Source organism: Nocardia sp. A7, from assembly GCF_046549215.1.
Lineage (GTDB): Bacteria > Actinomycetota > Actinomycetes > Mycobacteriales > Mycobacteriaceae > Nocardia.
Genome location: NZ_JAJPWE010000001.1, coordinates 663,108 through 685,475 on the forward strand (window position 1 = coordinate 663,108; position 22,368 = coordinate 685,475).

The 22,368-nt window shown below is 68.1% G+C and carries 20 protein-coding genes, 1 tRNA gene and 1 pseudogene; 9 read left to right on the forward strand and 13 right to left on the reverse strand.

Features of this window, described 5'->3' with window-relative positions:
- Positions 1 to 66 precede the first annotated feature (66 nt).
- Entirely contained in the window at positions 67 to 1,341 is a 1,275-nt protein-coding gene (locus ACLJPD_RS02920; RefSeq protein WP_410870135.1) for a PucR family transcriptional regulator, read from the forward strand.
- A 42-nt stretch (positions 1,342 to 1,383) separates the two neighbouring features.
- Here ACLJPD_RS02920 and ACLJPD_RS02925 read toward each other — a convergent pair.
- Positions 1,384 to 1,710 (reverse strand): annotated as a pseudogene (locus ACLJPD_RS02925) (transglycosylase family protein); the annotation flags it as partial.
- A 394-nt stretch (positions 1,711 to 2,104) separates the two neighbouring features.
- Here ACLJPD_RS02925 and ACLJPD_RS02930 point away from each other — a divergent pair.
- On the forward strand, positions 2,105 to 2,599 hold the full coding sequence (locus ACLJPD_RS02930) for a DM13 domain-containing protein (protein WP_410870136.1): 495 nt from the start codon (positions 2,105 to 2,107) through the stop codon (positions 2,597 to 2,599).
- 14 nt (positions 2,600 to 2,613) lie between these two features.
- Here the strand turns inward: ACLJPD_RS02930 and ACLJPD_RS02935 are convergent, their stop codons facing one another.
- Together ACLJPD_RS02935 and ACLJPD_RS02940 are read right to left on the reverse strand one after the other, a co-directional pair.
- Positions 2,614 to 3,240, reverse strand: coding sequence for a response regulator (locus ACLJPD_RS02935; protein ID WP_410870137.1), 627 nt, complete (start codon positions 3,238 to 3,240; stop codon positions 2,614 to 2,616).
- An 11-nt stretch (positions 3,241 to 3,251) separates the two neighbouring features.
- Positions 3,252 to 4,439: a sensor histidine kinase gene (locus ACLJPD_RS02940; protein ID WP_410870138.1), complete on the reverse strand. Its 1,188-nt coding sequence runs from the start codon at positions 4,437 to 4,439 to the stop codon at positions 3,252 to 3,254.
- Positions 4,440 to 4,676: 237 nt separating this feature from the next.
- On the opposite strand from ACLJPD_RS02940, the gene ACLJPD_RS02945 reads away from it, so the two are divergent.
- Positions 4,677 to 5,237 (forward strand): GlcG/HbpS family heme-binding protein, encoded by a 561-nt coding sequence (locus tag ACLJPD_RS02945; protein WP_410870139.1) that lies wholly within the window; start codon positions 4,677 to 4,679, stop codon positions 5,235 to 5,237.
- Between the two features lie 71 nt (positions 5,238 to 5,308).
- On the opposite strand, the gene ACLJPD_RS02950 is transcribed toward ACLJPD_RS02945, so the two are convergent.
- Positions 5,309 to 6,262 carry a DNA polymerase domain-containing protein gene (locus tag ACLJPD_RS02950; RefSeq protein ID WP_410870140.1) on the reverse strand — a complete coding sequence of 318 codons (954 nt, stop codon included), beginning with the start codon at positions 6,260 to 6,262 and terminating at the stop codon, positions 5,309 to 5,311.
- A 110-nt stretch (positions 6,263 to 6,372) separates the two neighbouring features.
- Here ACLJPD_RS02950 and ACLJPD_RS02955 point away from each other — a divergent pair.
- Together ACLJPD_RS02955 and ACLJPD_RS02960 are read left to right on the forward strand one after the other, a co-directional pair.
- Positions 6,373 to 6,445: transfer RNA gene (locus tag ACLJPD_RS02955), tRNA-Glu, on the forward strand.
- Positions 6,446 to 6,699: 254 nt separating this feature from the next.
- Positions 6,700 to 7,845, forward strand: a complete 1,146-nt coding sequence (locus ACLJPD_RS02960; protein ID WP_410870141.1) for an acyl-CoA dehydrogenase family protein — start codon at positions 6,700 to 6,702, stop codon at positions 7,843 to 7,845.
- A 51-nt stretch (positions 7,846 to 7,896) separates the two neighbouring features.
- On the opposite strand, the gene ACLJPD_RS02965 is transcribed toward ACLJPD_RS02960, so the two are convergent.
- The 8 genes from ACLJPD_RS02965 to ACLJPD_RS03000 form a co-directional block, all read right to left on the reverse strand.
- On the reverse strand, positions 7,897 to 9,084 hold the full coding sequence (locus tag ACLJPD_RS02965) for a cytochrome P450 family protein (protein ID WP_410870142.1): 1,188 nt from the start codon (positions 9,082 to 9,084) through the stop codon (positions 7,897 to 7,899).
- Between the two features lie 29 nt (positions 9,085 to 9,113).
- Positions 9,114 to 10,367: a cytochrome P450 gene (locus ACLJPD_RS02970; protein ID WP_410870143.1), complete on the reverse strand. Its 1,254-nt coding sequence runs from the start codon at positions 10,365 to 10,367 to the stop codon at positions 9,114 to 9,116.
- Complete coding sequence (locus ACLJPD_RS02975) at positions 10,364 to 10,906, reverse strand: GTP-binding protein (RefSeq protein WP_410871900.1); 543 nt, start codon at positions 10,904 to 10,906, stop codon at positions 10,364 to 10,366. The genes ACLJPD_RS02970 and ACLJPD_RS02975 overlap by 4 nt, the downstream gene beginning before the upstream one ends.
- 52 nt (positions 10,907 to 10,958) lie before the next feature.
- Complete coding sequence (locus ACLJPD_RS02980) at positions 10,959 to 11,303, reverse strand: DUF742 domain-containing protein (RefSeq protein ID WP_410870144.1); 345 nt, start codon at positions 11,301 to 11,303, stop codon at positions 10,959 to 10,961.
- A complete protein-coding gene (locus ACLJPD_RS02985) occupies positions 11,300 to 11,710 on the reverse strand; it encodes a roadblock/LC7 domain-containing protein (protein WP_410870145.1) in 411 nt (136 codons plus the stop codon). The genes ACLJPD_RS02980 and ACLJPD_RS02985 overlap by 4 nt, the downstream gene beginning before the upstream one ends.
- The gene (locus ACLJPD_RS02990) at positions 11,707 to 13,119 is read right to left on the reverse strand and encodes an ATP-binding protein (protein ID WP_410870146.1); all 1,413 of its coding nucleotides are present in this window, start codon (positions 13,117 to 13,119) and stop codon (positions 11,707 to 11,709) included. Before ACLJPD_RS02990 ends, ACLJPD_RS02985 begins: the two co-directional genes overlap by 4 nt.
- Before the next feature lie 198 nt (positions 13,120 to 13,317).
- Positions 13,318 to 14,529, reverse strand: coding sequence for an SGNH/GDSL hydrolase family protein (locus tag ACLJPD_RS02995; protein ID WP_410870147.1), 1,212 nt, complete (start codon positions 14,527 to 14,529; stop codon positions 13,318 to 13,320).
- 151 nt (positions 14,530 to 14,680) lie between these two features.
- Complete coding sequence (locus tag ACLJPD_RS03000; protein ID WP_410870148.1) at positions 14,681 to 15,088, reverse strand: RidA family protein; 408 nt, start codon at positions 15,086 to 15,088, stop codon at positions 14,681 to 14,683.
- A gap of 35 nt (positions 15,089 to 15,123) precedes the next feature.
- Between ACLJPD_RS03000 and ACLJPD_RS03005 the strand changes: the two genes are divergently transcribed.
- A complete protein-coding gene (locus ACLJPD_RS03005; RefSeq protein ID WP_410870149.1) occupies positions 15,124 to 15,732 on the forward strand; it encodes a TetR/AcrR family transcriptional regulator in 609 nt (202 codons plus the stop codon).
- Here ACLJPD_RS03005 and bla read toward each other — a convergent pair.
- Entirely contained in the window at positions 15,725 to 16,642 is a 918-nt protein-coding gene (bla, locus tag ACLJPD_RS03010) for a class A beta-lactamase (RefSeq protein ID WP_410870150.1), read from the reverse strand. The genes ACLJPD_RS03005 and bla overlap by 8 nt on opposite strands.
- Before the next feature lie 168 nt (positions 16,643 to 16,810).
- Between bla and ACLJPD_RS03015 the strand changes: the two genes are divergently transcribed.
- From ACLJPD_RS03015 to ACLJPD_RS03025, 3 genes are read left to right on the forward strand one after another with little or no spacing between them, the layout of a single operon-like run.
- A complete protein-coding gene (locus tag ACLJPD_RS03015; RefSeq protein WP_410870151.1) occupies positions 16,811 to 17,686 on the forward strand; it encodes a LysR family transcriptional regulator in 876 nt (291 codons plus the stop codon).
- Positions 17,683 to 18,609: a serine hydrolase gene (locus ACLJPD_RS03020; RefSeq protein ID WP_410870152.1), complete on the forward strand. Its 927-nt coding sequence runs from the start codon at positions 17,683 to 17,685 to the stop codon at positions 18,607 to 18,609. The genes ACLJPD_RS03015 and ACLJPD_RS03020 overlap by 4 nt, the downstream gene beginning before the upstream one ends.
- Positions 18,610 to 18,648: 39 nt before the next feature.
- On the forward strand, positions 18,649 to 22,329 hold the full coding sequence (locus tag ACLJPD_RS03025; protein WP_410870153.1) for an arabinosyltransferase domain-containing protein: 3,681 nt from the start codon (positions 18,649 to 18,651) through the stop codon (positions 22,327 to 22,329).
- Positions 22,330 to 22,368 lie beyond the last annotated feature (39 nt).

The following is a 22,368-nucleotide window of genomic DNA, read 5'->3' on the forward strand; positions in this document are numbered from 1 at the left end:
AGCCAAGGTCTGGTCGTTTTCGATCGGAAGGTCCTGCTCGCTCCTGTCGTCGGCCACAATCGAGCCATGCTCGCCGAACACCCCGTCTCCGAACTCCCCGCGCTGCCCGCGCTCACCGCTCGCCTGCTGACGCGATGGCCACAGATCTCCGAGCGCATGCTCGCCGCCGGTCTGGGCGCCAACGCACCTGCCGAACTGCCCGAGGGCCACTTCACCGCGGAAGTACTGCCGACCATCCACGCGTGCGGTCGGGCGGTGCTCGAGGCGATCGGCGCCGATCGGGAGTTCACCTACGCCGAGGTCGCGGCGTTCGTCGGCCCGGTCGCCGAGCGCCACGCCGAGGACCGGCTGCCACTGCCGATGCTGATCGGCGCGATCCACGGGTCGGCGCAGTCGGTGTTCGCGGAGGCCCTGTCGCTGGCCCTGCCCACCGAGACCGCGGAGATGGCGCGGGTCGGCTGCCGACTGCTCGACCTGCTGCGCCACATCAATATTTCGGTCGTGGAGACCTACACCGAGGTCGAGCAGTCGATCTACCACGCCGAACGCGAGGCGCGCCGGGAGCTGTGTTCGGCGCTGGTACGCGGCCTGCCCGCCGAGGAGCTCGCGGCCCGCGCCGACACCGTCCTCGCCGACCAGTACACCGTGCTGGCGATCCATCTGAGCGAGCCACCGCGTGTCGGCACGGCGGCCAATCTGGTGACCCGGCGCCGGATCCGGGTGTTGCAGCGTGCGTTGGACGAACTCACCGGTACCACCACCCCGGCCACCTTCGACGGCACCCACGGCATCGCGTTGCTGAGTCACGGTTCCGAAACCGACATCGGGGACGCGGCGAAGTTCGACGAACTCGCCGACCGGCTGCGCACCCAGTTCGGTGTGCCGGTGTATCTGGCCGAATTCTCCGGTGTCAGCCGTGCGGCGATTCCGGCGGCGGCCAAGGACGCGACCGAACTGACCGAGCTGGCGCGACTGCGCGGCAAGCCCGGCGGCTGCTATCGACTCGACGATCTGCTGCTCGAATATCAGCTCACCCGCCCCGGCCCGGCCCGAGAACGTCTGGCGCAGCGGGTGATTCCGCTCCTGAGCAGTCCGCACCTGATCGACGCACTGGAAGCGCATCTCGTGCACGGCGCCGACCGCAAGACGGCGTCACGACTGATTCACGTGCACCCGAATACCTTTACCTACCGACTGCGCAGAATTGCCGAAATCACCGGTCTCGACCCTGCCGATCCGACGGATTCGCGCATGCTCGCCGCATCACTCACGGTATATCGGTTGGATTCACTCGACAACGAAAAAACCCGCTATTCGATGTGTGCATCGAATAGCGGGTAATTCGTTTCCCGACAAGGAAAGTCTTACATCAGCGCACTTTTACAGGTAGGCGCTGCAGGTCGGCCAGGCGCCGGGACCCTGCGCGGCCAGCACGTTCTCGGCCACGCGGATCTGCTCTTCACGGCTGGCGTTGTCGGCGGTGCCGTTGCCACCGTAGGCTTCCCAGGTGCTCTGCGAGAACTGCAGGCCGCCGTAGTAGCCGTTACCGGTGTTGATGTTCCAGTTGCCTGTGCTCTCGCACTGCGCCACGGCGTCCCAGTTGTTCGCCGAAGCGGTTGCGGTGGTCAGACCGGCCGGAACGGCGATCATCGCGCCGGCAACAGCGGCAATACCAAGGGCACGGGTGGTGAACTTGCGATTGAAAGACATATAAGCATTCCTGTCTGCGCCCACCGACTCGGTGCTGGAAATTACCGCGTCCCTGCCCCTCAGTCGTGTCGGGGATCCTCGAATCGTGGGGCAGGCTTTCTGGCGTTCAACGATTCGATTCGGCTCGGTTGTTGTTCAAGCCGTGATCGAATGTAGCTGGAATGCTCGCTGAGATCACGTACCGATCACGACGCTGTTTGTAGCGGGCGTTGTCCAAAGGAACAGTGTTCCTCGCAGGTCGGCCGTAATAAATCCGTAATCACATTACTGTGGTTAAGGCCCCTCGATGTGACGGGGCTCATAACGATTAAGAGAGCCCGGTCACGTTTCTTCTCCGGCAATTCGGGCACCCTGTGGATGTCGCGCCGGGGATGATGGGTCACAAGGAGGCGCAATGAGCACTCGTCGGACCCTGTTCACCGTCATCGGCATCGGCCTGATCGCGGCGGTGACTGTCGGGTTGTATCTGTTCCAGCCATGGCGTTTGTTCACCACTGTGACCGTCGACGAGGCACCGATCGTCGCGGTGGACGGTGCGCCACCGCCGGTGATCGCCGAGGGCATCCTGCTCTCCCACGAGCACGACACCTCGGGCACCGTCCAGCTCCAGCGCACGTCAGAGGGCACCATTGTGCTGCGGATCGTCGACCTGAAGACCTCCGACGGTCCCGCCTTGCGCGTCTGGCTCACCGATCAGCCGGTCATCGTCGACGACTGGCACAACTTCGACGACGGCAACCACATCGACCTCGGTTCACTGAAGGGCAACGAGGGGAACCAGAACTACGAACTGCCCGCCGGGACCGACCTGTCGACGGTGAAGTCGGTCAGTATCTGGTGCGAGCGCTTCCAGGTGTCCTTCGGCGCCGCCACCCTGAATCCCGCGTAGGTTAGGCCGCTTCCTCAGGCGAGCAGACGCCGCTCGGTGGCCACCGCGACCGCCGCCGCGCGCGTGTCGACGCCGAGTTTGTCGTAGATACGACCCAGATGGGTTTTCACCGTCGCCTCGCTGATGTGCAGTGCGCGGGCGATCTCGCGGTTGCCGAGGCCGTGGGCGAGCTGGCCGAGGATGTCACGCTCGCGTGCGGTGAGTGTGGGGCCGGGATTGCGCATCTTGGCCATCACCTTGGCGGCGACCGGGGCGGACAGGGCCGTCTGCCCGCTCGCGGCGGCGTGGATGGCGGCGAACAGTTCCTCGGGCCGTTCGGCCTTGAGGAGGTAGCCGGTGGCACCCGCCTCGATCGCGCGGGTGATGTCGGCGTCGGTGTCGTAGGTGGTCAGGACCAGCACGTGCGGGGCTGGGGTCTGGGCGGTGATGCGGCGGGTTGCTTCGATGCCGTCCATGTCGACGCCGAGTTGCAGGTCCATCAGGACGACGTCGGGGAGCAGACTCGCCGCGAGCGCGACCGCGGTCGGTCCGTCGGCTGCTTCCCCGATGACTTCGATGCCGGGGGCGCTCGACAACAGCGCGTGCAGGCCGGCGCGGACTACCGCGTGATCGTCACAGATCAGCAAGCGCACGGTGGTCACAGCCGCCGATGTTAGTCGTCGGTTGTCGGTGTGCTGAGGGCGAGCGGAATCGCGGCGGTCAGAACAGTGCCGTCCTCGGGGGCGGATTCGATCGTGCAGGTGCCACCCAGTTGACGCACCCGTGCGCGGATCGCGGGCAGACCGTGCCCGCGATGCTCGGCGGGCTCGGCGACGTCATCGGGATCGAAGCCGCGTCCGTTGTCGGCGATATCGAGGACGATCTGGTCGTCGAGGCTGGTCAGGGTGATCGTGGCGGTAGTGGCGGCGGCGTGTTCACGCACGTTGGCCAGCGCGCCCTGGGCGATACGCAACAGCGTCGCCTCCACTCGCTGAGGCAGTGGACTCGGTGGGCCCTCGATATGGCAGCGGACCGTCAGCGTGCCGGTGGTCTCGCGCTCGGCGATCGCGGCGAGGGCGACGGCGAGAGATCCGCTCGCGGCGAGGTCGGCGGGGGCAAGGTCGTGGACGAAGCGGCGGGCCTCGGTGAGGTCACGTTCGGCGATCTCGGCGGCCGAGCGCAGGTGGGTGTGCGCGAGTTCGGGATCGGTGTCCCACACCAGGTCGGCGGCTTGCAGCAGCATGCGCTGGCTCGACAGGCCCTGGGCCAGGGTGTCGTGGATTTCCATCGCGAGGCGTTCGCGTTCGGCCAGGGTGCCTTCTCTGCGCTCGGTGGCGGCGAGTTCCTTCCTGGTTCGCACGAGGTCGTCGATGAGAGCCTTCTGCCGTTCGGCCTGACGACGCATCCCGACGAACAGTGCCGTCGTCACCGCGGCTACGGCTGGTGGGGCGAGCACCAGGTTCGGGTCAAGCCACCCCGCGATGCGCACCTGGCTGACCACCACCAGTGCGGTGAGCGCGACGACCAGGATCACCGCGGCTCGTACCGACAGAATCCGCAGCCCGGTGTACACCAGCGGCACCGCGCACCACGCGAAACTCGGCGCGAGCACGACCAGTACGGACCAGGTCAGCACCAGCAGGGCGAACCACACCAGCCGACCCGACTGCCGCAACTCGCTCAGCGCGTACAGCACCGCGATCACCACGGCGAGCACGACGACCAGCGGTGTCGAACGGGTCTCGCTGTGCCGGATCAGCCATCGCAGCAACGAAGCGGCGAGCAGCACGTAGAAGGCGCTGTGGACGATGACAGCGAGCAGTCGCGTGTCGTCGCGCTGGGCGCCGAGCAACTGGGTCATGTCGCACCTCCGGTCGGTCCAGATCGAGACGGCCGGAAAGGGCTCGGCCTCGGCGAACTCCGATTCTCCCCTGACGATCACCCGCGCGGGTCATCCGATCGGTTGACCCGGGTGTCGTCCGATCCGGCCGCGGAGTGCAGCCACTACGCCGATTCGGCGGGGCCGCCGAGCGAACAGGATGGATATCAACAGGCCACGGCAGACCGCCGACCGGCCGAGATCCATCCAGGAGCAGCCATGTCCGCCAAGTCCAGCACCCGCAACCGTCTCATCATCGCCGGCGCCACCGCTGGTGTCGTCGCCGCCGGCGTGGTGGGCGTCGTGACCGTCCAGGCGCAGGATCAGGACCCGGCGACCCGCACCCCCGTCGTCGTCGACGCCGCCGACGCCAACCTGGCCCAGTCCACTCACCTGTCGATCGCCGCCGCCACCAAGGCCGCGCAGACCGCTCTCGACGCCGCCGCCAAGGAGAACCAGCGCGTGAGCGTCGCGGTTGTCGACCGCAACGGCAATGTCATCGTCACCCTGCGCGGCGACGGTGCGGGACCGCAGTCCTACGCCGCCGCCCAGCAGAAGGCCTTCACCGCCGTCTCGTGGAACGCCCCCACCACCGAGCTGGCCAAGCGCCTCGAGTCCGCCCCGCACCTGGCCGACATCGACGGCACCCTCTTCCTTGGCGGCGGCGCCCCGGTGAAGGCCGACAATGCCCCGATCGCGGGCATCGGCGTGGCGGGGGCCCCGAGCGGCGACCTCGACGAGAAGTTCGCCCAGGCAGGCGTCGCGTCGCTGGGCGGCTGAGATCTCTCGCACTGACGGATTCGATGGCGCGACAGGGCGTTACGACATCGCTGCAACCCGCGAACAGGCCGCTACTCGGTGCGCCGGGCGCGGGCCCGGCGTTTGCCTTCGTGCATGGCCTGGACTCGGGCGATCGGGATGGTGTGGCCTTCGGCGATCAGATCGGCCGGAAGGGCTTGTGGTGCGGGCATTTCCGTCACCCATGGGTCGGTGTCGCCGAGGAGCTCGGGGGCGGTGCGCAGGGTGAAGTCCGCGGGCGTCACCGAGTCGATGTCGTTCCAGCGCAACGGAAACGAGACCGGGACGCCCGGCCGGATGCGCGGGCTGTAGGCCGCGATCACTGTCGCACCACCTGCTCGCGTGGAGTCGAGGAAGACCTTGCCCGCTCGGTCCTCGCGGATGAACGCCGTGGTTCCCACCGTGGGATCGATACGCTCGGCGCGAGCGGCGATCGCGCGCGTGGCGGCCGCCGCGTCCTCGATGGCGACGCCCGGCTCGACCGGCACGAACACGTGTAAACCCTTGGCACCACTGGTCTTCACCGCACCGGCGAGACCATCCGCCTGCAGCGCCGCCCGGATCAGCTGCGCGCCCGCCGCGGCGTCTCGAAACGTCTGCCCCGGCGACGGATCCAGATCCAGCACCAGGTGCGTCGGCCCCGCGCTGTGGTCCACCGGCAACAACAACGGGTGGTACTCCACCGCTCGCTGGTTCCCGAACCACAGCAACGTGCGCACATCATCACCCAACGCGTAGGTGACCTCCCGATGCGAGCTCTCCGCCCACACGGTCGCCCGCGGCACCCAGTCCGGGGTGTATTTCGGCAGGTTCTTCTGCATGAACGGTTCCTGTCCCGGCCGCACCCGCACCACCGACAGCACCCGCCCACGCAACACCCGCACGAGCCGCTCCCCCACGAACTCGAGGTAGTCGACCAGATCCCGCTTGGTCGCCTCGGCCCCGTCGAACAGCGGCTGATCCAGATTGCTCATCTCGATCCCGCCGCGCAGCTCTTTGCTGGTCATGGCCCCACCCTGCCCTGCGACAACCGCCCGGTCAACCACCCGTTTTGGTCGATCACCAGGTCGTCGGCTATCGTATGTCCGCGCGGCTCACGCAGGTGAGCTGTTGTTCTGGCCCCGTCGTCTAGCGGCCTAGGACGCCGCCCTCTCAAGGCGGTAGCGCGGGTTCGAATCCCGTCGGGGCTACAGAGAGAACTCCTCGGTCATGGTGACCGGGGAGTTTTTTGTGCCCGCTTTGTGCCCGGAGTGCAACATATTGACAGACGTTGCTCGGTTCATACACTGTAGGAATCGGTGCAGAGAGGTGACGTGATCGAGCAGACGGCGTTGGAGCGGCAACTCCAGGAAGCGGCTGCGCGTCCCGATGCCGAGAGTGCGTTCCGGGCCGCCAGGGCCGTGTCCCTTCCGCCTGTTCCTGTTGCGTGAACCGAAAGGACACCATGAAGCGCTCCATCTACACCTCCGACCACGACGCCTTCCGCGCATCGGTCGCCGAGTTCGTCAAGCGCTCGATCGAGCCGAATGCCGAACGCTTCGTCGAAGAACGCGCTATCGATCGCGAAACCTGGCTCGCGGCAGGCGAACTGGGCTACCTCGGCCTCGGTGTGCCCGAGGAATTCGGTGGCAGCGACGCGGGCGACTACCGGTTCAACGCGGTGCTCGGCGAGGAGCTGGCCAAGGCGGGCGCGGCGCTGTCGTCCTCGTTCGGCATCCACTACGACGTGTGCGCGCCCTACCTGGTTGAGCTCACCACCGACGAGCAGAAGCAGCGCTGGCTCCCGAAATTCTGCACCGGCGAGATCATCACAGCCATCGGCATGACCGAGCCGTCGGGCGGTTCCGACCTGGCCGCGCTGAAGACCACCGCGGTGCGCGACGGCGACGACTGGATCGTCAACGGTTCGAAGACGTTCATCACCAACGGTTTCAACGCCGATCTCGTGATCGTCGCCGCCCGCACCAGCCCGGAGAAGAAGGCCAAGGGCATCACCCTGTTCGCCGTCGAGACCGGCATGGACGGCTTCACCCGCGGACGCAAGCTCGACAAGGTCGGTCAGCCCGAATCCGATACCGCCGAACTGTTCTTCGACAATGTTCGGGTCCCCGACGCCAACCGGATCGGCGAGCTCGACCGCGGTTTCATCGCGATGATGGAGCGGCTGCCGCAGGAACGCATCGGCGCCGCGGTCTCCAATCTCGCGCATGCCGCCGCGATCCTGGACGAGACGCTGCAGTACGCCAAGGAGCGCAAGGCTTTCGGACAGCAGATCGGCAGCTTCCAGTACAACAAGTTCCTTTTCGCCGAACTGGTCACCAAAGTCGAAGTGACCCAGGCATTCGTCGATCAGGGCATCGCCGCCCACGCTGTCGGTGAGCTGTCCGCGGTCGATGCCGCGAAGGCGAAGTGGTGGTCGGCGCAGGTACAGAACGAGGTGCTCGACGCCTGCGTGCAGCTGCACGGCGGCTACGGCTACATGCGCGAATACCGCGTCGCCCGGGCGTGGATGGACGCGCGGGTCACCAAGATCTGGGCGGGTTCCAACGAGATCATGAAGGAACTGATCGGCCGCGATCTTGGCCTGTAGGAGAAAAGCGTCGCGCCCGGTGAAGGACCACCGGGCGCGACGCGTCGCCGGTCAGCTCAGGAGGATCGGCAACGCGGCCAGATCGTTCTGTGTGAGCACCGGCAAATTGCCGATCTCACTGTCGGGCACGGCAAGTCGCAGTTGCGGGAAGCGGGCGAACAGCGCGGGCAGCGCGATCGCGGCTTCCAGACGCGACAGGGCCGCACCGGGGCAGATGTGCGGGCCGTAGCCGAAAGCCAAGTGGCGGTTGGCCGTCGCGCGGGTCACGTCGAAGTCGTCGACGGTCTCGCCGTGCACGGCGGTGTCGCGGCCGATGGCACGGTAGGACATCACCACGCCCTCACCCTTGGCGATCACGATGTCGCCGACGGTGATGTCATCGGTAGCGAAGCGCATCAGCAGGTGCGAGACCGGCCCGTCCCAGCGCAGCGACTCCTCGATCACCTGCTTCCACTCCACGTCGCCGGCCAGGACTTTCGCCAGCTGCTCGGGCTCGCCGAGCAGCGCGCGCACGGTGTTGATGATCAGGCTCACGGTGGTCTCGTGGCCTGCGGCGACGAGGGCCTTGATATTGCCGATCGCCTCTTCCTCGGTGAGCGGCTCGCCACCCTCGTCGGCGGTGATGAACGCCGAGGTGAGGTCGTCGCCCGGATTCGCGATCTTCTGGCGGACCTGGTCGGTGAAGTACACGTCGAGGTCGCCGATCACGCGCAGGCGCTCGTCCTGCGGGGTCATCACCGAGAAGAACTTCTTGTACCAGTCGAGCAGCTGCGCGTGGTCTTTGCGCGCGACGCCCATCAGGTCGCCGACCACGCGCATCGGCAGCGGGTAGGCGAAGACCTCCTTGAGGTCGACGGGCGCGCCGTCGGCACCGGCCGCTTCGAGGTCGTCGAGCAGTTCGGCGGTGAGCTGCTCGATCACCGGACGTAGTTCCTCCAGCCGACGCGGGGCCAGTGCCTGCGCGGTCTTGAGTCGCAGCCTGCGGTGCTCGGCGCCGTCGACATTGAACATGGAACGGTCGACATCGACCATCCCGATCAGCGGCCACTGGTTGGTCACCACGCCCTCGGTCCACAGCGACCAGGCGTTGATGTCCTTGATCAGGCGGGTGTCGGTGGTCAGCTGACGCGCGACCGCGTGATCGGTGACGGTCCAGACGGGCACGCCGAGCAGGTCGATCCGGGTGATCGGGCCGAGCTCGCGAAGGCGGGCGGTCTCCCCGTTGAGGTCACCGACCATGGGATCAATGGCAAAGGGGCAAGGTGCACTCACGAAAAACCTCCGACGGGTCGAACCGGTGTGAAACGAACGGGCAGTGCGGTCATGCCCCGAAGGAAAGCCGAAGGTCGTCGGGTGAGCTGGTCGACGGGCACACCGAGGTCGACATCGGGGAGCCGGTCGAGCAGCACCTCGATCCCAGTCCTGGCGATGATCTCCGCGATCTGCTGCGCCGGGAAAGGACAGCGGTATTCGCCGTAACTGAACGCGAAGTGGGCGTTGTTGCCGGTGGGCACCGAGCCACCGTCGGTAAACGATTGGCGCACATGCGGATCGAGATTGGCGGCCGCCAGACCGAGCAGCAGCATGTCGCCCGCTCTGACCGTCTTGTCGGCGAGCCGAGTGTCGCGCGCGGCCCACCGGCCTGCCAGGATCGAGGTCGGTCCCTCTTCCCAGAGCACCTCGTTCATGGCCTCGCCGACACTGCGTCGGCCACCGCCGAGCGCGTTCGCGAACCGGTCGTCGGTGAGCATCAACCGCATCGAGCTGCCGAGCCAGTCGGCGGTGGTGAGGTGACCCGCGGCGGCGATCGCCATCAGGTCGTTCATGTACTCCTCGTCGGTGAACGGCTCGGGGTCGGCCAGCATCAGCGATGCCAGATCCCCCGCGGGACGGGCCCGTTTGGCCGCGACCAGCCGTGCCATGTGTTCGCCGAAACGGGCGTGCCCGGCCTGGGCGTCGGCGCCACCGTCGGCGAGCTGCTTCATCGTCAAGGCGAGGTCTGCCGCGTCGTTGTCGGGCAGGCCGAGAATGCGCGCCAGCGCCAGGGCCGGCAGCGGCACCGCGAACTCGGCGACCAGGTCGGCGCTGCCGCGTCCACAGAATCCGTCGACCAGTCGATCCGCGAGTTCCTCACAGGCCCTGCGCAATTCGAAGTGGTCGACCGCGTCCAGCGCCGGTTCCACCATCGCCAGGTGCCTGCGGTGTTCGGCGCCCGCGGTGAAATAGATCGAGGGCATGGGGCGCCCGATCATCGGCAGTAGCGGCCAGTCCTCCGGCACCCGGCCCCACTGATTCCACAGCGACACATCGCGCGGGAACAGTAGCGGATCGCTGGTCACCTGGTGCAGTTCGCGATAGCCGATGATCAGCCACGCCGGAAACCCGCCGGGCAGCTCGACCTCGACGACCGGGCCGTGATCGCGGCGCATCCGCCGATAGACCTCGTGCGGTTCGATGTGGAACTCCGGGCCGCTCAACGGCACCGCGCCGGTGATCGGGCAGGCGCCGGTCGGTGTGCTCATGCGACGGGTTCTCCCTGTGGGACAGCGGAATACAGGTGTTCGACCAGTGCGATCAGTACCTGTTTGCTCGATTCGCGCGAGCGCGCGTCACACATCAACAACGGCACAGCCGGATCCAGATCCAGTGCCGCGCGCACCGTGTCAGGAGAATGGGAATCACCGAAATCGTTGCAGGCCACCACGAACGGGGTGTTCTGATGCTCGAGTCGGTCGATCGCGTACCAGGAGTCGCTGATCCGGCGCTGGTCCACCAGCACGATCGCGCCGAGCGCACCCGCGAACAGCCGGTCCCAGAGGAACCAGAATCGTTGCTGCCCAGGGGCTCCGAACAGATACAGCACGTGTTCTTCGTCGAGGGTGATGCGGCCGAAGTCGAAGGCGACGGTGGTGGTCGACTTGCCCGGCACGCCACTGGTGTCGTCGACGTCGGTGCCCACGTCGGTCATCGTGGCCTCGGTGTCGAGTGGCCTGATCTCGCTCACCGAACGCACCAGTGTCGTTTTGCCGACCCCGAATCCGCCGATGACCACGATCTTCAACCCGTGCTTTGCCGTGCTGTGCAGCGGTGCTCGAGCCCGCTCGGGCACGTTCTCAGAGCTTGCGAAGTCCAACGAGCACCTTCTCGAGGGTGGAAGCATCCAGCGACATCGCCGCCGACAGCGGTGGGCGCACGGTGATCTTGCCCGCGGCCAGCAGGTCCGACAGCACTACCGTGGCGACCCCGACGGGCAGGCGCAGCTCGGCCGCGATCTCCACCACGGCGGTCGGTGCCCGGCACAGGTCGAGAATCCCGACCTGTTCCGAGGACATCCCCGCGCTGGGCGCCGACTCGCTCACCACCAGGGTGACCAGGTCGAAGTCCTCGGTCGCGGGTGCCCGGCCGCCGGTCAGCGTATAGAAACGATCGGGATCGTCGTCGCGACCTGCCCTGGTCACTCGATCGCTCCGCGCCGGGGCTGGGCCGCCAGGTGCTCACCGAGCTGTTCGACCAGCTCGTGCATCGTGTGCCCGACCAGACCGGCGTCGGCGTCCTCGGCGGCGACCACCGCTAAGTGCGCGCCGCGTCCCGCCTCGACCACGAACAGGATGCCGCCGTAGAACTCGGTCATCGACTGGCGAACTCCGCCACGCCCGTCACCGAACTCCACGGATGCCCCGTGCGCCAGGCTCTGGAACCCGGCGGCGATCGCGGCCAGCTGATCGGCGCGATCCACATCGAGTTCCGGTGTGTGGCAGATCTTCAGGCCGTCACCAGAGAGCAGCAGGGCGTGCCTGGCTCGCGGGGTGCGGGCGAGCAGCTTCTCGAGCAGCCAGCCGAGATTCGCGGGGGCGGTGGTGGTCATCGGTCCTCCTGTGGGTCGGGAGCCGCGGCGGCGCTGCCCGGTTCGTGGCTGGTGAGGTTGCGGCCCGGCGCGGAACGCTGGAAGGCGCCGAACGAGGTGGGTTTGGCAGGCGGTGCCTCGGTGATGGGTGTGGGGGTGAGCCCTTCGGGGTGGACCTGGGCCAGGGTGTCTCCCCTGCGACGTTTGGGCAGCGAGGGCGTGGTGCCGTTCGGCTCCGGTCGCGCGTGTTGACCGAGGGGTTGCACCGCGTCCAAGGCGCCCGTGTCCACGGCGCCCGAATCCATGGTGCCGGTGTCGGTCCTGCGGGGGATGGGGCTGTCGAACTGGCTCAACGTGGTCTCGGCGACCCGCGGGGCCGTGAGCGCCGCGCGACTGCGGCGTTCGGCACGAGCGGTGAGCTCCCGGGGGATGACGACGACCACCGCGGTGCCGCCGATCGCCGACGGTCGATACGACACGGTGAGTTCGTGTTTGCGGGCCAGGTGCCCCACGACGGCGAGCCCGAGCCTGGTACCCGACAGCGAGGCCAGGTCGGTGCCCTTGCCCTGATGATCGCGTCCGGAGACAGCGGCTTCGGCGCGGCGCAGCGCGGAATCGCTCATGATCAGACCGCTGTCTTCGATCGTGATCACCACACCCGCGGGAACTTCCGCGGCGTACACGTGCACCTCGGTGGTGGGCGGGGAGAAGTTGCAGGCATTGTCGAGCAGCTCGGCGAGGGTGTGCATCACGCCTTCGGCGGCGTGGCCCGCGATGCCGATCTCGGCGATCGCGCGCAGGCGCACGCGTTGATACCCGGCGACGCGACCCATCGCGCCGCGCAGAATCGATTCCATCGCAATAGGTTTGGCCCAGCGACGGCCGGTGCGCGCGCCGGACAGGACCGCGATGCTGTCGGCGAGGCGGCCCGCCTGCGCCGTGCGGTGGTCGATGTGGAGCAGGTCGGTGAGCACCCGCGGATCGGCGTGGCGGTGTTCCATCTCCCGCAGTTCGGCCAGCATCGAGGTGGTCATCGCCTGGATGCGGCCCGCGGCGCCGGCGAACGCGGCCAGTGCCGCCGAGCCCCGCCGGGAGTTCTCCTGGGCTTCCCAGGCGTAGGAGGCGGTGTGCTCGTCGGCCTGGGTCAGCCGTGCGCTCGCCTCGGCCACCGTGGCGGCCAGTTGCTGTTCGGCTCGCTCGGCGGTGGCCAGACTCGCGCGCGCCTGTGCGCGTTGGCGCAGTGCGTACCAGATCGCCGGGCAACCGATCAGCACCGCGGCGCCTGCGGCGGCCAGTATCGGGATGCCGATGGCCCGCGGCGCGAACACCGCGGTCACGGCGGCGATCGCCAGCACCGCCATCCCGGCGCCGAGCACCACAGATCCAGCGCTGTCACCGGACTTTCCCGGTGCGGTTACTGTCTGCGCCATCGGCAGTGCTTCCGCGGTACTCACAGGCCCCCAGCCATCAGTGGTCGATCAAACACGCAGCCAGGCAGCCTGTTTCGAAGTCGGGGTCGAGCATATAGAGCGCTACCCCGACCTGCCACTCGACCGAACATGGTTCACCGGCCGTTGGGGCGCGGGTCAGCATCGGGCCTGGTCGGGGCGGCAGGAGCGAGACAGTGATCACGTGGCCAGCGCGGGTGCGATCACCATCGCGATGGCGCGGTAGCCGAAATCATTGGGGTGCAGGTGATCACCGCTGTCGAAACCGTCGGCCAGGCGGGTGCGATCACCGGGTGCGGCCAACGCTTGTTCGAGATCGACCATCGCGTCGAAGGCACCCGACTCCCGGATCCAAGTGTTCACTTCCGTGCGCAATCGCTCCCGCTCGGGCGAGAAGTACGCCGAACCGGCGAACGGCAGAATCGTCGCGCCGACGATGCGCACACCTTTCGCTCGCGCCTGCGCGATCAAGTCGCGGAATCCGGTGATGAGCTGGTCGGTCGAAACCGGCGGGAAGACGACACCGTCCGGGCCCGTGCTGCCCGACAGACCGATGTCGTTGATCCCGATCATGACGACGACGGTGCCGACGCCCGGTTGGTCGAGGACGTCACGGCGGAAGCGGGCCAGTGCGCTGTCACCGAGCACGGTCGAGTCGGTGAGCAGCCTGTTTCCGCTGATTCCGGCATTGACCACCGGTCCGTGGTGACCTACTGCCGCGAGTTGGTCGGGGTAGCGCTGGTCGGTGTCGGGGGTCGAGCGGTAGCCGTCGGTCAGCGAATCACCGAAGGCCACGGTGACGTCATCCGTGCTCGATCGCAGGGTGTCGACGCCTGCCAGGTAGTACCAGGACTGGGAGGTATCGGTGAAGGGCGCGGCCGACGGATCGGCGGCGTGATCGCCGTTCGCTCGGTAGGTGGTGGCAAGCGCCTGGCCGTGCTGGGTCGCGGGGCCGGTGGGCTGCGCGAAGTACAGGGTTATCGCGACCTGTGCGCCCACGGATCGCACTGCATCGCTGACCATTTCACCACCCGGTGCGATCACGAAGCTGGACCGCCCACCAACGGTCAACCCCCGCACCGATTCCGGGACGACGGCGGCCCCACCCGCACTGGCGGCGACCGTCGCCGCCGCGACCGGAAGGGGGTACTCGCCGTAGCGGTTCGACAGCCTGACTCTGACTTCCGGCCCCTCCTGCGACAGTCGAATCACCTGTCGCACAGTCTGATCAGAGAACCCCATCGCCGACCAGTTCTGGTAGATCGGGTACTGGACAGCGGTCGCCCACGCACTCGACCACGACGTCTCGGTATCGCGGACACCGAACGCCACCAGAACCAGCGCGGCCACGGCAGCGACGGGCACGGCGATCCACCGCCGTCGCACCGTCATCGAAGAAGTCGTGCCGGCGAGGGCGTCGCGAATTGCGAAAAGTTCAACACTGCAATCGGGATCCGTCTCATCAGAAAGTGAGGACACCCATTCTGGGAGACCCCGCGCGGATAACTCCGCGAGCCCTCACCGCCGGGCGTGGCAACCCCGATCAGTCGAGCACGGCGGTGGCCTCGACCTCGACGAGCAGATCCGGCTCACCGAGCGCGGCCACCCCGATCAACGTGATCGGCTTGACCGGATCGACACCGAGTTTCGCCGCCGCCCTGGCAACACCCTCACCGAGCAGCGGGTACTTGTCCGCACTCCAGTCGACGACATAGATCGTCAGCTTCGCGACGTCGTCGAACGAGCCACCGATCGCCGCGAGCGCGGTACCGATATTGAGGTACGCCTGCTCCACCTGGGCCGCGAAGTCCCCTTCGCCGACCGGATTCCCCGCACCGTCGCGCGCGACCTGCCCCGCAAGGAAGACCAGCCGCGACCCGGTCGCGATCGAGAGTTGCCGATATACCTCCGGCTTGGGCAGCCCGTCCGGGTTCATCAGTTCCACCGTCATGCCTATAACATAGCATTGATATGTAATCTGATGCCATGGCAAGGACGAAGAATCCCGCAGTGCGGTCGATGCTGATCGATCGGGCGGCACAGCTGCTGCGCGAACGACAGCCGGTCACGCTGCGCGGCCTCGTCGCGGGTACCGAGGTATCGACGATGGCCGTCTACACCTACTTCGACGGGATGGACGGGCTGTGGCGCGCGGTCAGGCAGGAGGGGTTCACCCGACTGGCGGCGCGGCTGGCGGAGGTGCCGGTCACCGAGGATCCGGTGCACGATCTGGCCGCTCTCGGCAGCGCCTACCTCGCCAACGCCCTAGCCAATCCCGATCTCTACCGGGTGATGTTCGACGCGGGTTTCGCACTCGAGGACGCGAACGCCGCCGACGCCACCCTGGACCGCCTCGTACGGGCAGCCGACTCGGCCAGGTCGATCGGCCGGTTCGAGGCTGATATGGATCCGCTGGATCTGGCCACACAGAGCTGGGCCATCGGACACGGACTCGCTGGTCTGGTCGCGACCGGACCGCTCCCGCCCGCCGCGCTCGGCTACGGAATTCCCTTGCTCACAGCATTATTCGTAGGAGCCGGTGATGATCCGCAGCGTTGCGCGCGGTCGGTGGCGTCGGGCTGGCGTATCAGTTGAGCTGGGCTACAGCGGCTTTCGTTGCCTCGACGACGAGTTCGTTGGAGGGTTCGGCGTTCTGATCCGGTTTGGTGGTGAGGACAGCGAGGACGAGCGGGGCCCGATTGGGTGGCCAGGCGATGGCTACGTCGAGGGCGGAGCCGTAGGCGGGGGAGCCGGTTTTGTCGCCGACGATCCAGTCGGCGGGCAGGCCCGCTTTGATGCGCTTGGCACCGGTTCTGCTGGCTTTCAGCCAGGTGGCGAGCTGGGCACGTTCGGGTTCTTGGAGGGCGGTGCCGAGGACGAGGGCGCGGTAGTTCGCGACCAGTGCGGTGGCAGTCGTGGTGTCGCGTTCGTCGCCGGGGACGGCGGTGTTGAGCTCGGGCTCCCAGCGGTCCAGGCGCGAGACGGAGTCGCCGAGGGTGCGCAGGAATGCGGTGAACCCTTCCGGGCCGCCGAGCAATCGGAGCAGCATGTTGCCCGCGGTGTTGTCGGACTGGGTGATCGCCGCGTCGCAGAGGGCGGTGACGGTCATGCCGGTGTCGACGTGCTTCTCCGTCTCCGGTGAGTTCACGACGATGTCGGCCGCGGTGTAGTGGATGACCTGGTCGAAATAGCCGGTCGACAGCGGATGCGCCTGTAGGAGAGCGCCGCACGCCAAACCTTTGAAGGTCGACGCCATCGGGAACCGTTCACCCTCCCGGTAGGCGACCGTCGCACCACTGCCGGTGTCGACGACCGATAGACCAAGTCGGGCACCGTATTTCGTCTCCATATCGTCGAATGACGCGGTGGCGGGCGCGGTGGCCGAAGTGCTCGGCGCCGGTTCGGCGCCGTTGCTCGAGCAGGCGGTGAAGGTCACGGCCGAGATCGCCAGCGCGACGGCGGCGATCCGGGTCCGGAAGCGGGGTGTCAGTGTGGAGGAAGTCACCGGTGCACAACATCATCGCGGGCCGCTTCGGGGCCAATATCGGACAGCGGCCTGGACGAGTCGCACTCGATATCACCACAGGTCAGTGGCGGTAAGTCGACGCGAAAGGCAGATCCCGACCAGCTCGTCGCGGCGGATCGGCCGAGTCACCGCAGGCGCGCTGGTTCAATGGCCGATATGGATCTGATCCGCCACCTCCGGTTCTTCGTCTCTGTCGCGGACGAGGGCCATTTCGGGCGGGCGGCAGCGGCGCTCGACATGACCCAACCTCCGCTGTCGCAGGGTTTGCGCCGCCTCGAACAGCATCTCGACGTCGAACTCATCCACCGCACCAACCAGGGTGCGTTGCTCACCACCGCGGGCAGGCACCTGCTGCCGCGCGCTCGGCTACTCGTCGACGACGCCGACCGGTTGCTCGCCGAATCACAGCGGATCGCCCAGCTCAGTGGGACCGTGCGATTCGCGGCGACGAGCGCGCTGCCCGACCGACTGGTCGCCGCGTGCGTCACGAGCCTGCGCGCGGCGGGTGGCAGCGTGGCGACGACGCTCGGCACGACCGTCGATCTCGTCGCCGAGGTGCGGGCCGGTGTCTGCGATGTGGCGGTGATCGAACATCCGGCGCTGGTCGACGGGGTGGAGGCCGGGCCGGTGATGAAGTTGCCGCGCTGGTTGGTGGTGCCCGCCGATCACCGCACCACCACCGCCGAGCGGCCGATCTTCCCGATGCTCGCCGGGCTGAACTTCGCCCACCCACCGCGCGCCGCGAACCCGCCCGCCTTCGACAGCATCACCGATCTGCTGCGCGAACGCGGGCTGGACGCCCCACCGCTCGCGGCTCCCGACGATCGGGCGGTACTGGCCGCCGTCGCCGCGGGCACCAGCTTCGGCGTCACCGCGTCACCGCCGACATCGACGCCAGGGGTGGCGTGGTTGACGTTGGCGCCGCAGTCGATTGCCGTGCGGGTCAGGGTGATTCGCCGAGCCGATGCCGGCGCCCAGGCCGAAGCCGTGGATCGAGTTCTCTATCGGGAGCGGTTGCGATGAGCACGTTCGATGCGGCGAAAGTGGACAGTCGGCCCGATTCGGCAACCAGCCGGATCCGTGCCGTGTTCGCCGACGCGGGCTGTGTCGGCTGGTTGCACGCCCGGCGCTGCGACGGCTCCCCCGGCGAGGTTTCCGTCGGCGGTCACGACCGGGTGGTGATCGCGTCGGTGTACAAACTGCTGCTGTTGGCATCGTTCCTGCGACAGGTCGATCGCGGCCTGATCGACCCCGCGGGCCGACTCACCATCGACCCCGCCGACTGCACGCCGGGCCCCACCGGCATTGCGGCACTGCATGATCCGGTGACGTTGAGCCGCCGCGATCTGGCGACGTCGATGATGACCGTGTCCGACAATGCCGCCGCCGATGTGTTGCTCGGCGAGGTCGGCCTCGCCGCGGTGGGCGAGCTCGTGCACGAACTGGATCTGGCGGATACCCGTATCGTCGGCGGCACCGCCGATCAGCACCGCGGTCTGGTCCGCGATACCGATACCCACAGCACCGCAGAGGCTTTCGCGGCGCTGGCCGACAACGACGAGGCATGGACCGTCGCCGCCTACGACCCCTCCTACGCCAGCGCGACCACGCCCGAAGAGATGACCAGGTTCCTGTGGAAGCTGTGGGCGGGGGACATATTGTCCACGGCGAGCGCCGAATTCGCGCGCACGGTGATGAGCAAGCAGATCTGGCCGCACCGGATCGCCGCCGGATTCCCGCATCGCGGCGTGCTCGTCGCGGGCAAGACCGGCACCATCGGCGTGATCCGCAACGAGGTCGCCGTCATCGAGTTCCCCGGCGAAACACCGGTGGCGGTAGCGGTTTTCACCCGCGCCGCCCGGGCCGACCCGATGCTGCCAGTGGTCGATGCCGCGATCGGTGAGGCGGCACGCATCGCCGTCACCGAACTGCGCCGACCGCGCTGACCGACACCCCACACCCGACCGTGGCTAGCATCATCGCTTGTGGGTGGAGATTCTTCCGGCTTCGGCCGAGTACAGAAAATCGGGATCGCGGCGGGGGCGCTGGGTGTGGTGCTGGCGGTGGCGACTCCGTTGCTGCCTGTTCAGCAACAGCGTGCGAGCCTGGATTGGCCGCAGCCCCAGTCGATGCAACTCAGCGCCCCGCTCGTCGACTACGTGCCGTTATCGCTCGACCTGAGCATTCCGTGCACGGCGTTACGCGATTTCACCGGAGGGACCGTGCTGTCCACGGTTCCCGCGCAGGCGCCGCGTGCGGGGTCGAAGGGTTTGGTCGCGCGGATCGAGGACCGGCCGGGAGTCGGCCGAACCCTGTCCGTCGTGCTGCGCGACAAGCTGCTGCTGAGTACCTCGATCGCGGACATCGCAGGAGGTGCACAGGGGGTCGCACCCGGTTCCGCCGCTGAGGGCCAGCAAGGCCCGCAACCCCCTCCCGCAGGAGCTGCCCCACCGACCGGCGCTCCCGCCGGTGAAAGCACTCCGCCGGGCGGCGGCCCTCCCGCCGGGAGCGCGCCCCCTTCCGGCTCGGCTGGGCCGAATCGGCCCGGCGATGCACCGCCGTCGACCACCAACCCGCCGACTGGTCCGAGCGATCCGGGAGCGGCGATGCCAGGTGCTGCGCCCGGGAATGGGCGGGCGGCGGGATGCGGCGCGCTGACCGTGGTCTCCACCGCGACGAGCACGACCGCCGAGCTCACCGGCATGGCTCGGGCCGACGGGTCGGCGATGAAGACGACTGTGGACGCCGACGTGCGGCCGCAGGTGGTCGGGGTCTTCACCGAATTGGATCGCGGTCGGATGGGAGATGCTCGGCTGCATGCCGAGATCGATGCGCGGTTCTCGTCGAGTCCGAGTGGCCCGAAGCTGGCGGCGATCATCGGGGCGGTGTTGAGTGCACTGCTCGCGTTGATCTGCCTGCACCGCGGCGACACTCGCGATGGACGCCGTGCGCGGCGCGTTCTGCCCGCACGCTGGTGGCGGTTCACCGGTCTCGATGCGGTGGTCGCGGGCACGTTGGCCGTCTGGCATGTGATCGGCGCCAACAGTTCTGACGACGGCTACATCCTGACGATGGCGCGTGCGTCGAAGGAAGCCGGCTACACCGCCAACTACTACCGGTGGTTCCAGGTCGCCGAGGCGCCGTTCGGGTGGCCGTACGAGGTGCTCGCGCAGATGACCCGGGTCGGCGAGACCGGGCTGTGGATGCGGTTGCCCGCCGTGCTCGCCGGGTTCGTGTGCTGGCTGGTGCTCAGCCGGGAAGTGTTGCCGCGCCTCGGTTCCGGGGTGAGTTCGAGCCGGATGGCGCGCTGGACGGCGGCGCTGGTGTTCCTGTCGATCTGGCTGCCCTACAACAACGGCCTGCGCCCCGAACCGCTGATCGCGGTCGGCGCCCTGCTCACCTGGTGCTCGATGGAACGCGCGATCGCCACCCGCCGCCTGCTGCCCGCCGCCGTCGCGGTACTTGTCGCCGCGTTCTCCCTCGCGGCGGGCCCCACCGGATTGATCTGCGTGGCAGCGCTATTGGCCGGTTCGCGTCCGGTACTCCGAACGATCATCGCCCGCGCCAGACCGGATTCGGGCGAGGCCGCGCGCGGAGTCACGTTCCTGCGGTACACCGCGCTCCTGGCGCCGATCGTCGCCGCGGGCACCCTCGTGCTAGTCGTCGTCTTCGCCGACCACACCTTCTCGACCGTCCTCGAAGCCACCCGCGTCCGTCAGCTCGTCGGTCCCGACCTGTCCTGGTTCGAGGAACGCACACGCTGGGATTCCCTGCTGTCGGTGAACCCCGACGGCTCCCTGGCGCGGCGCTTCGGCGTCCTCGCCATGCTGCTGTGCCTCGCCGTCGGCATCGTCGCGACCCTGCGCCACGGCCGCATCCCCGCGACCGCCCGTGGCCCGGTGACCCGGATCCTCGCCGTGGTCGGCACGGCCCTGCTGCTGATGATGTTCACCCCCACCAAGTGGACCCACCACTTCGGCGTCTACGCGGGCCTGGCCGCCGCACTCGCCGCGATCACCGCGGTGGCGCTGATCCGCGTCGGCCGGAACTATCTCCGAACCCTGTTCGCCGCCGCGGTGCTGTTCCTGCTCGCCGTGAGCTTCACCGGCTCGAACGGTTGGTGGTACGTCTCCGGCTACGGAGTCCCCTGGCCCGACCGCGCCCCCGCCCTCGGCGGCATCGACCTGTCCACCCTGCTCCTCGCCGCGGCGTTCGCCGTCCTCGTCACCGCCTTGCGCCAGTACTACCGAGCGCCCTTGGCGGATGCCGTCGATATGGGAGACGATGCCGACGACGTACGCGGCACCCCGAACACCGACGGTGTCCCTCGACGCAAAATCCCCGCCGTCGCGCCACTGACGATCGCCGCGGCCGCCATGGTGTTGTTCGAAGTGGGATCGCTTGCCTCTGCGGCTGTTTCGCAGTACCCGGCCTACTCGGTCGGGTTGTCGAATCTTCGCGCCTTGGCGGGTGATCGGTGCGCGATGGCCGATGACGTTCTCGTCGAGACCAACACGGCGGACTCGCTGCTCACCCCGTACAGCGGCACCGTCGCCGACGGGCTGGCCGCCGAGAACACCGGCTTCACCCCGAACGGTATCGGCAGCCTCGCCCCTGACCCCGGACCCGGCCAATCCTCGGCCCCGCCTTCAGGTTCGGGCCCTGGCCCCGGCGGCAGCGGACCCGGCGCAGGCCCGGGTGCCGGCGCTTCTCCAGGCACCAACGGGTCGCCGGGCGGCGCGAACGGCTCTGCACCAGGCGGTCCCACCGGGGCACCCCCGAGCGGCCCGAATGTGGGCCCGCCGGGAGCACCGGGCACCTCCGGGCCCACGGTCACCGGGGTGAACGGGAGCACGGCGGCACTGCCCTTCGGACTCGCTCCGGAACGGACGCCGGTCCTCGGCAGCTACTCGAGCGGCGAGCCGAAACGCACCCAGCTGACGACGCAGTGGTATCGGCTGGATCTAGCTGCCGCACAGCAGAATCCGTCGTATCGAGTGGTGATCCTGACAGTGGCCGGGCGGATCGAGTCCACAGCGCCCGACGGCTCACGCATGCCAGGGCAGCGGCTACGGGTGGAGTTCGCTCGACGTGCCGAGGACGGAACCACCACCACCCTCGGCGATCTGATTCCGCCGACAGTCGGTGGCGCTCCCGGCTGGCGCAACCTCCCGGTCGCACTGGATCGAATCCCCGCGGGCACTACGGCAACTCGACTGGTCGTCGACGCGGCGGAGCCCGACCCCATGCAGTGGCTCGCGATCACCCCACCGCGCCTGCCGAAACTGTCGAGTCTGAACACCGTCGTCGGCACCTCCGATCCGATCCTCGCGGATTGGCATGTGGGACTGGCATTCCCGTGCCAGCGTCCGTTCGATCACCGCAACGGCGTCGCCGAGATGCCGATCTGGCGCATCCAGCCCGACAAGCTCAACGCCCAGGTCTCCGAGACCTGGCAGGGCGACACCGGCGGCGGCCCCCTCGGCTGGACGGGCCTGCTCATGCAGTCACGCACCATCCCCGCCTACCTGGCCGACGACTGGACCCGTGACTGGGGCGAACTCCAACGCCTCACCCGGACCGTCGCCGCCCCACCGGCGGACATCACCGTCCACACCGAAACCCGCTGGGGCTTGACCACCGACTCCCCGATCAAGACCAGCTGACGTCCGGGAAACGCGAACCGCCGCTACCCGAACAGGAGT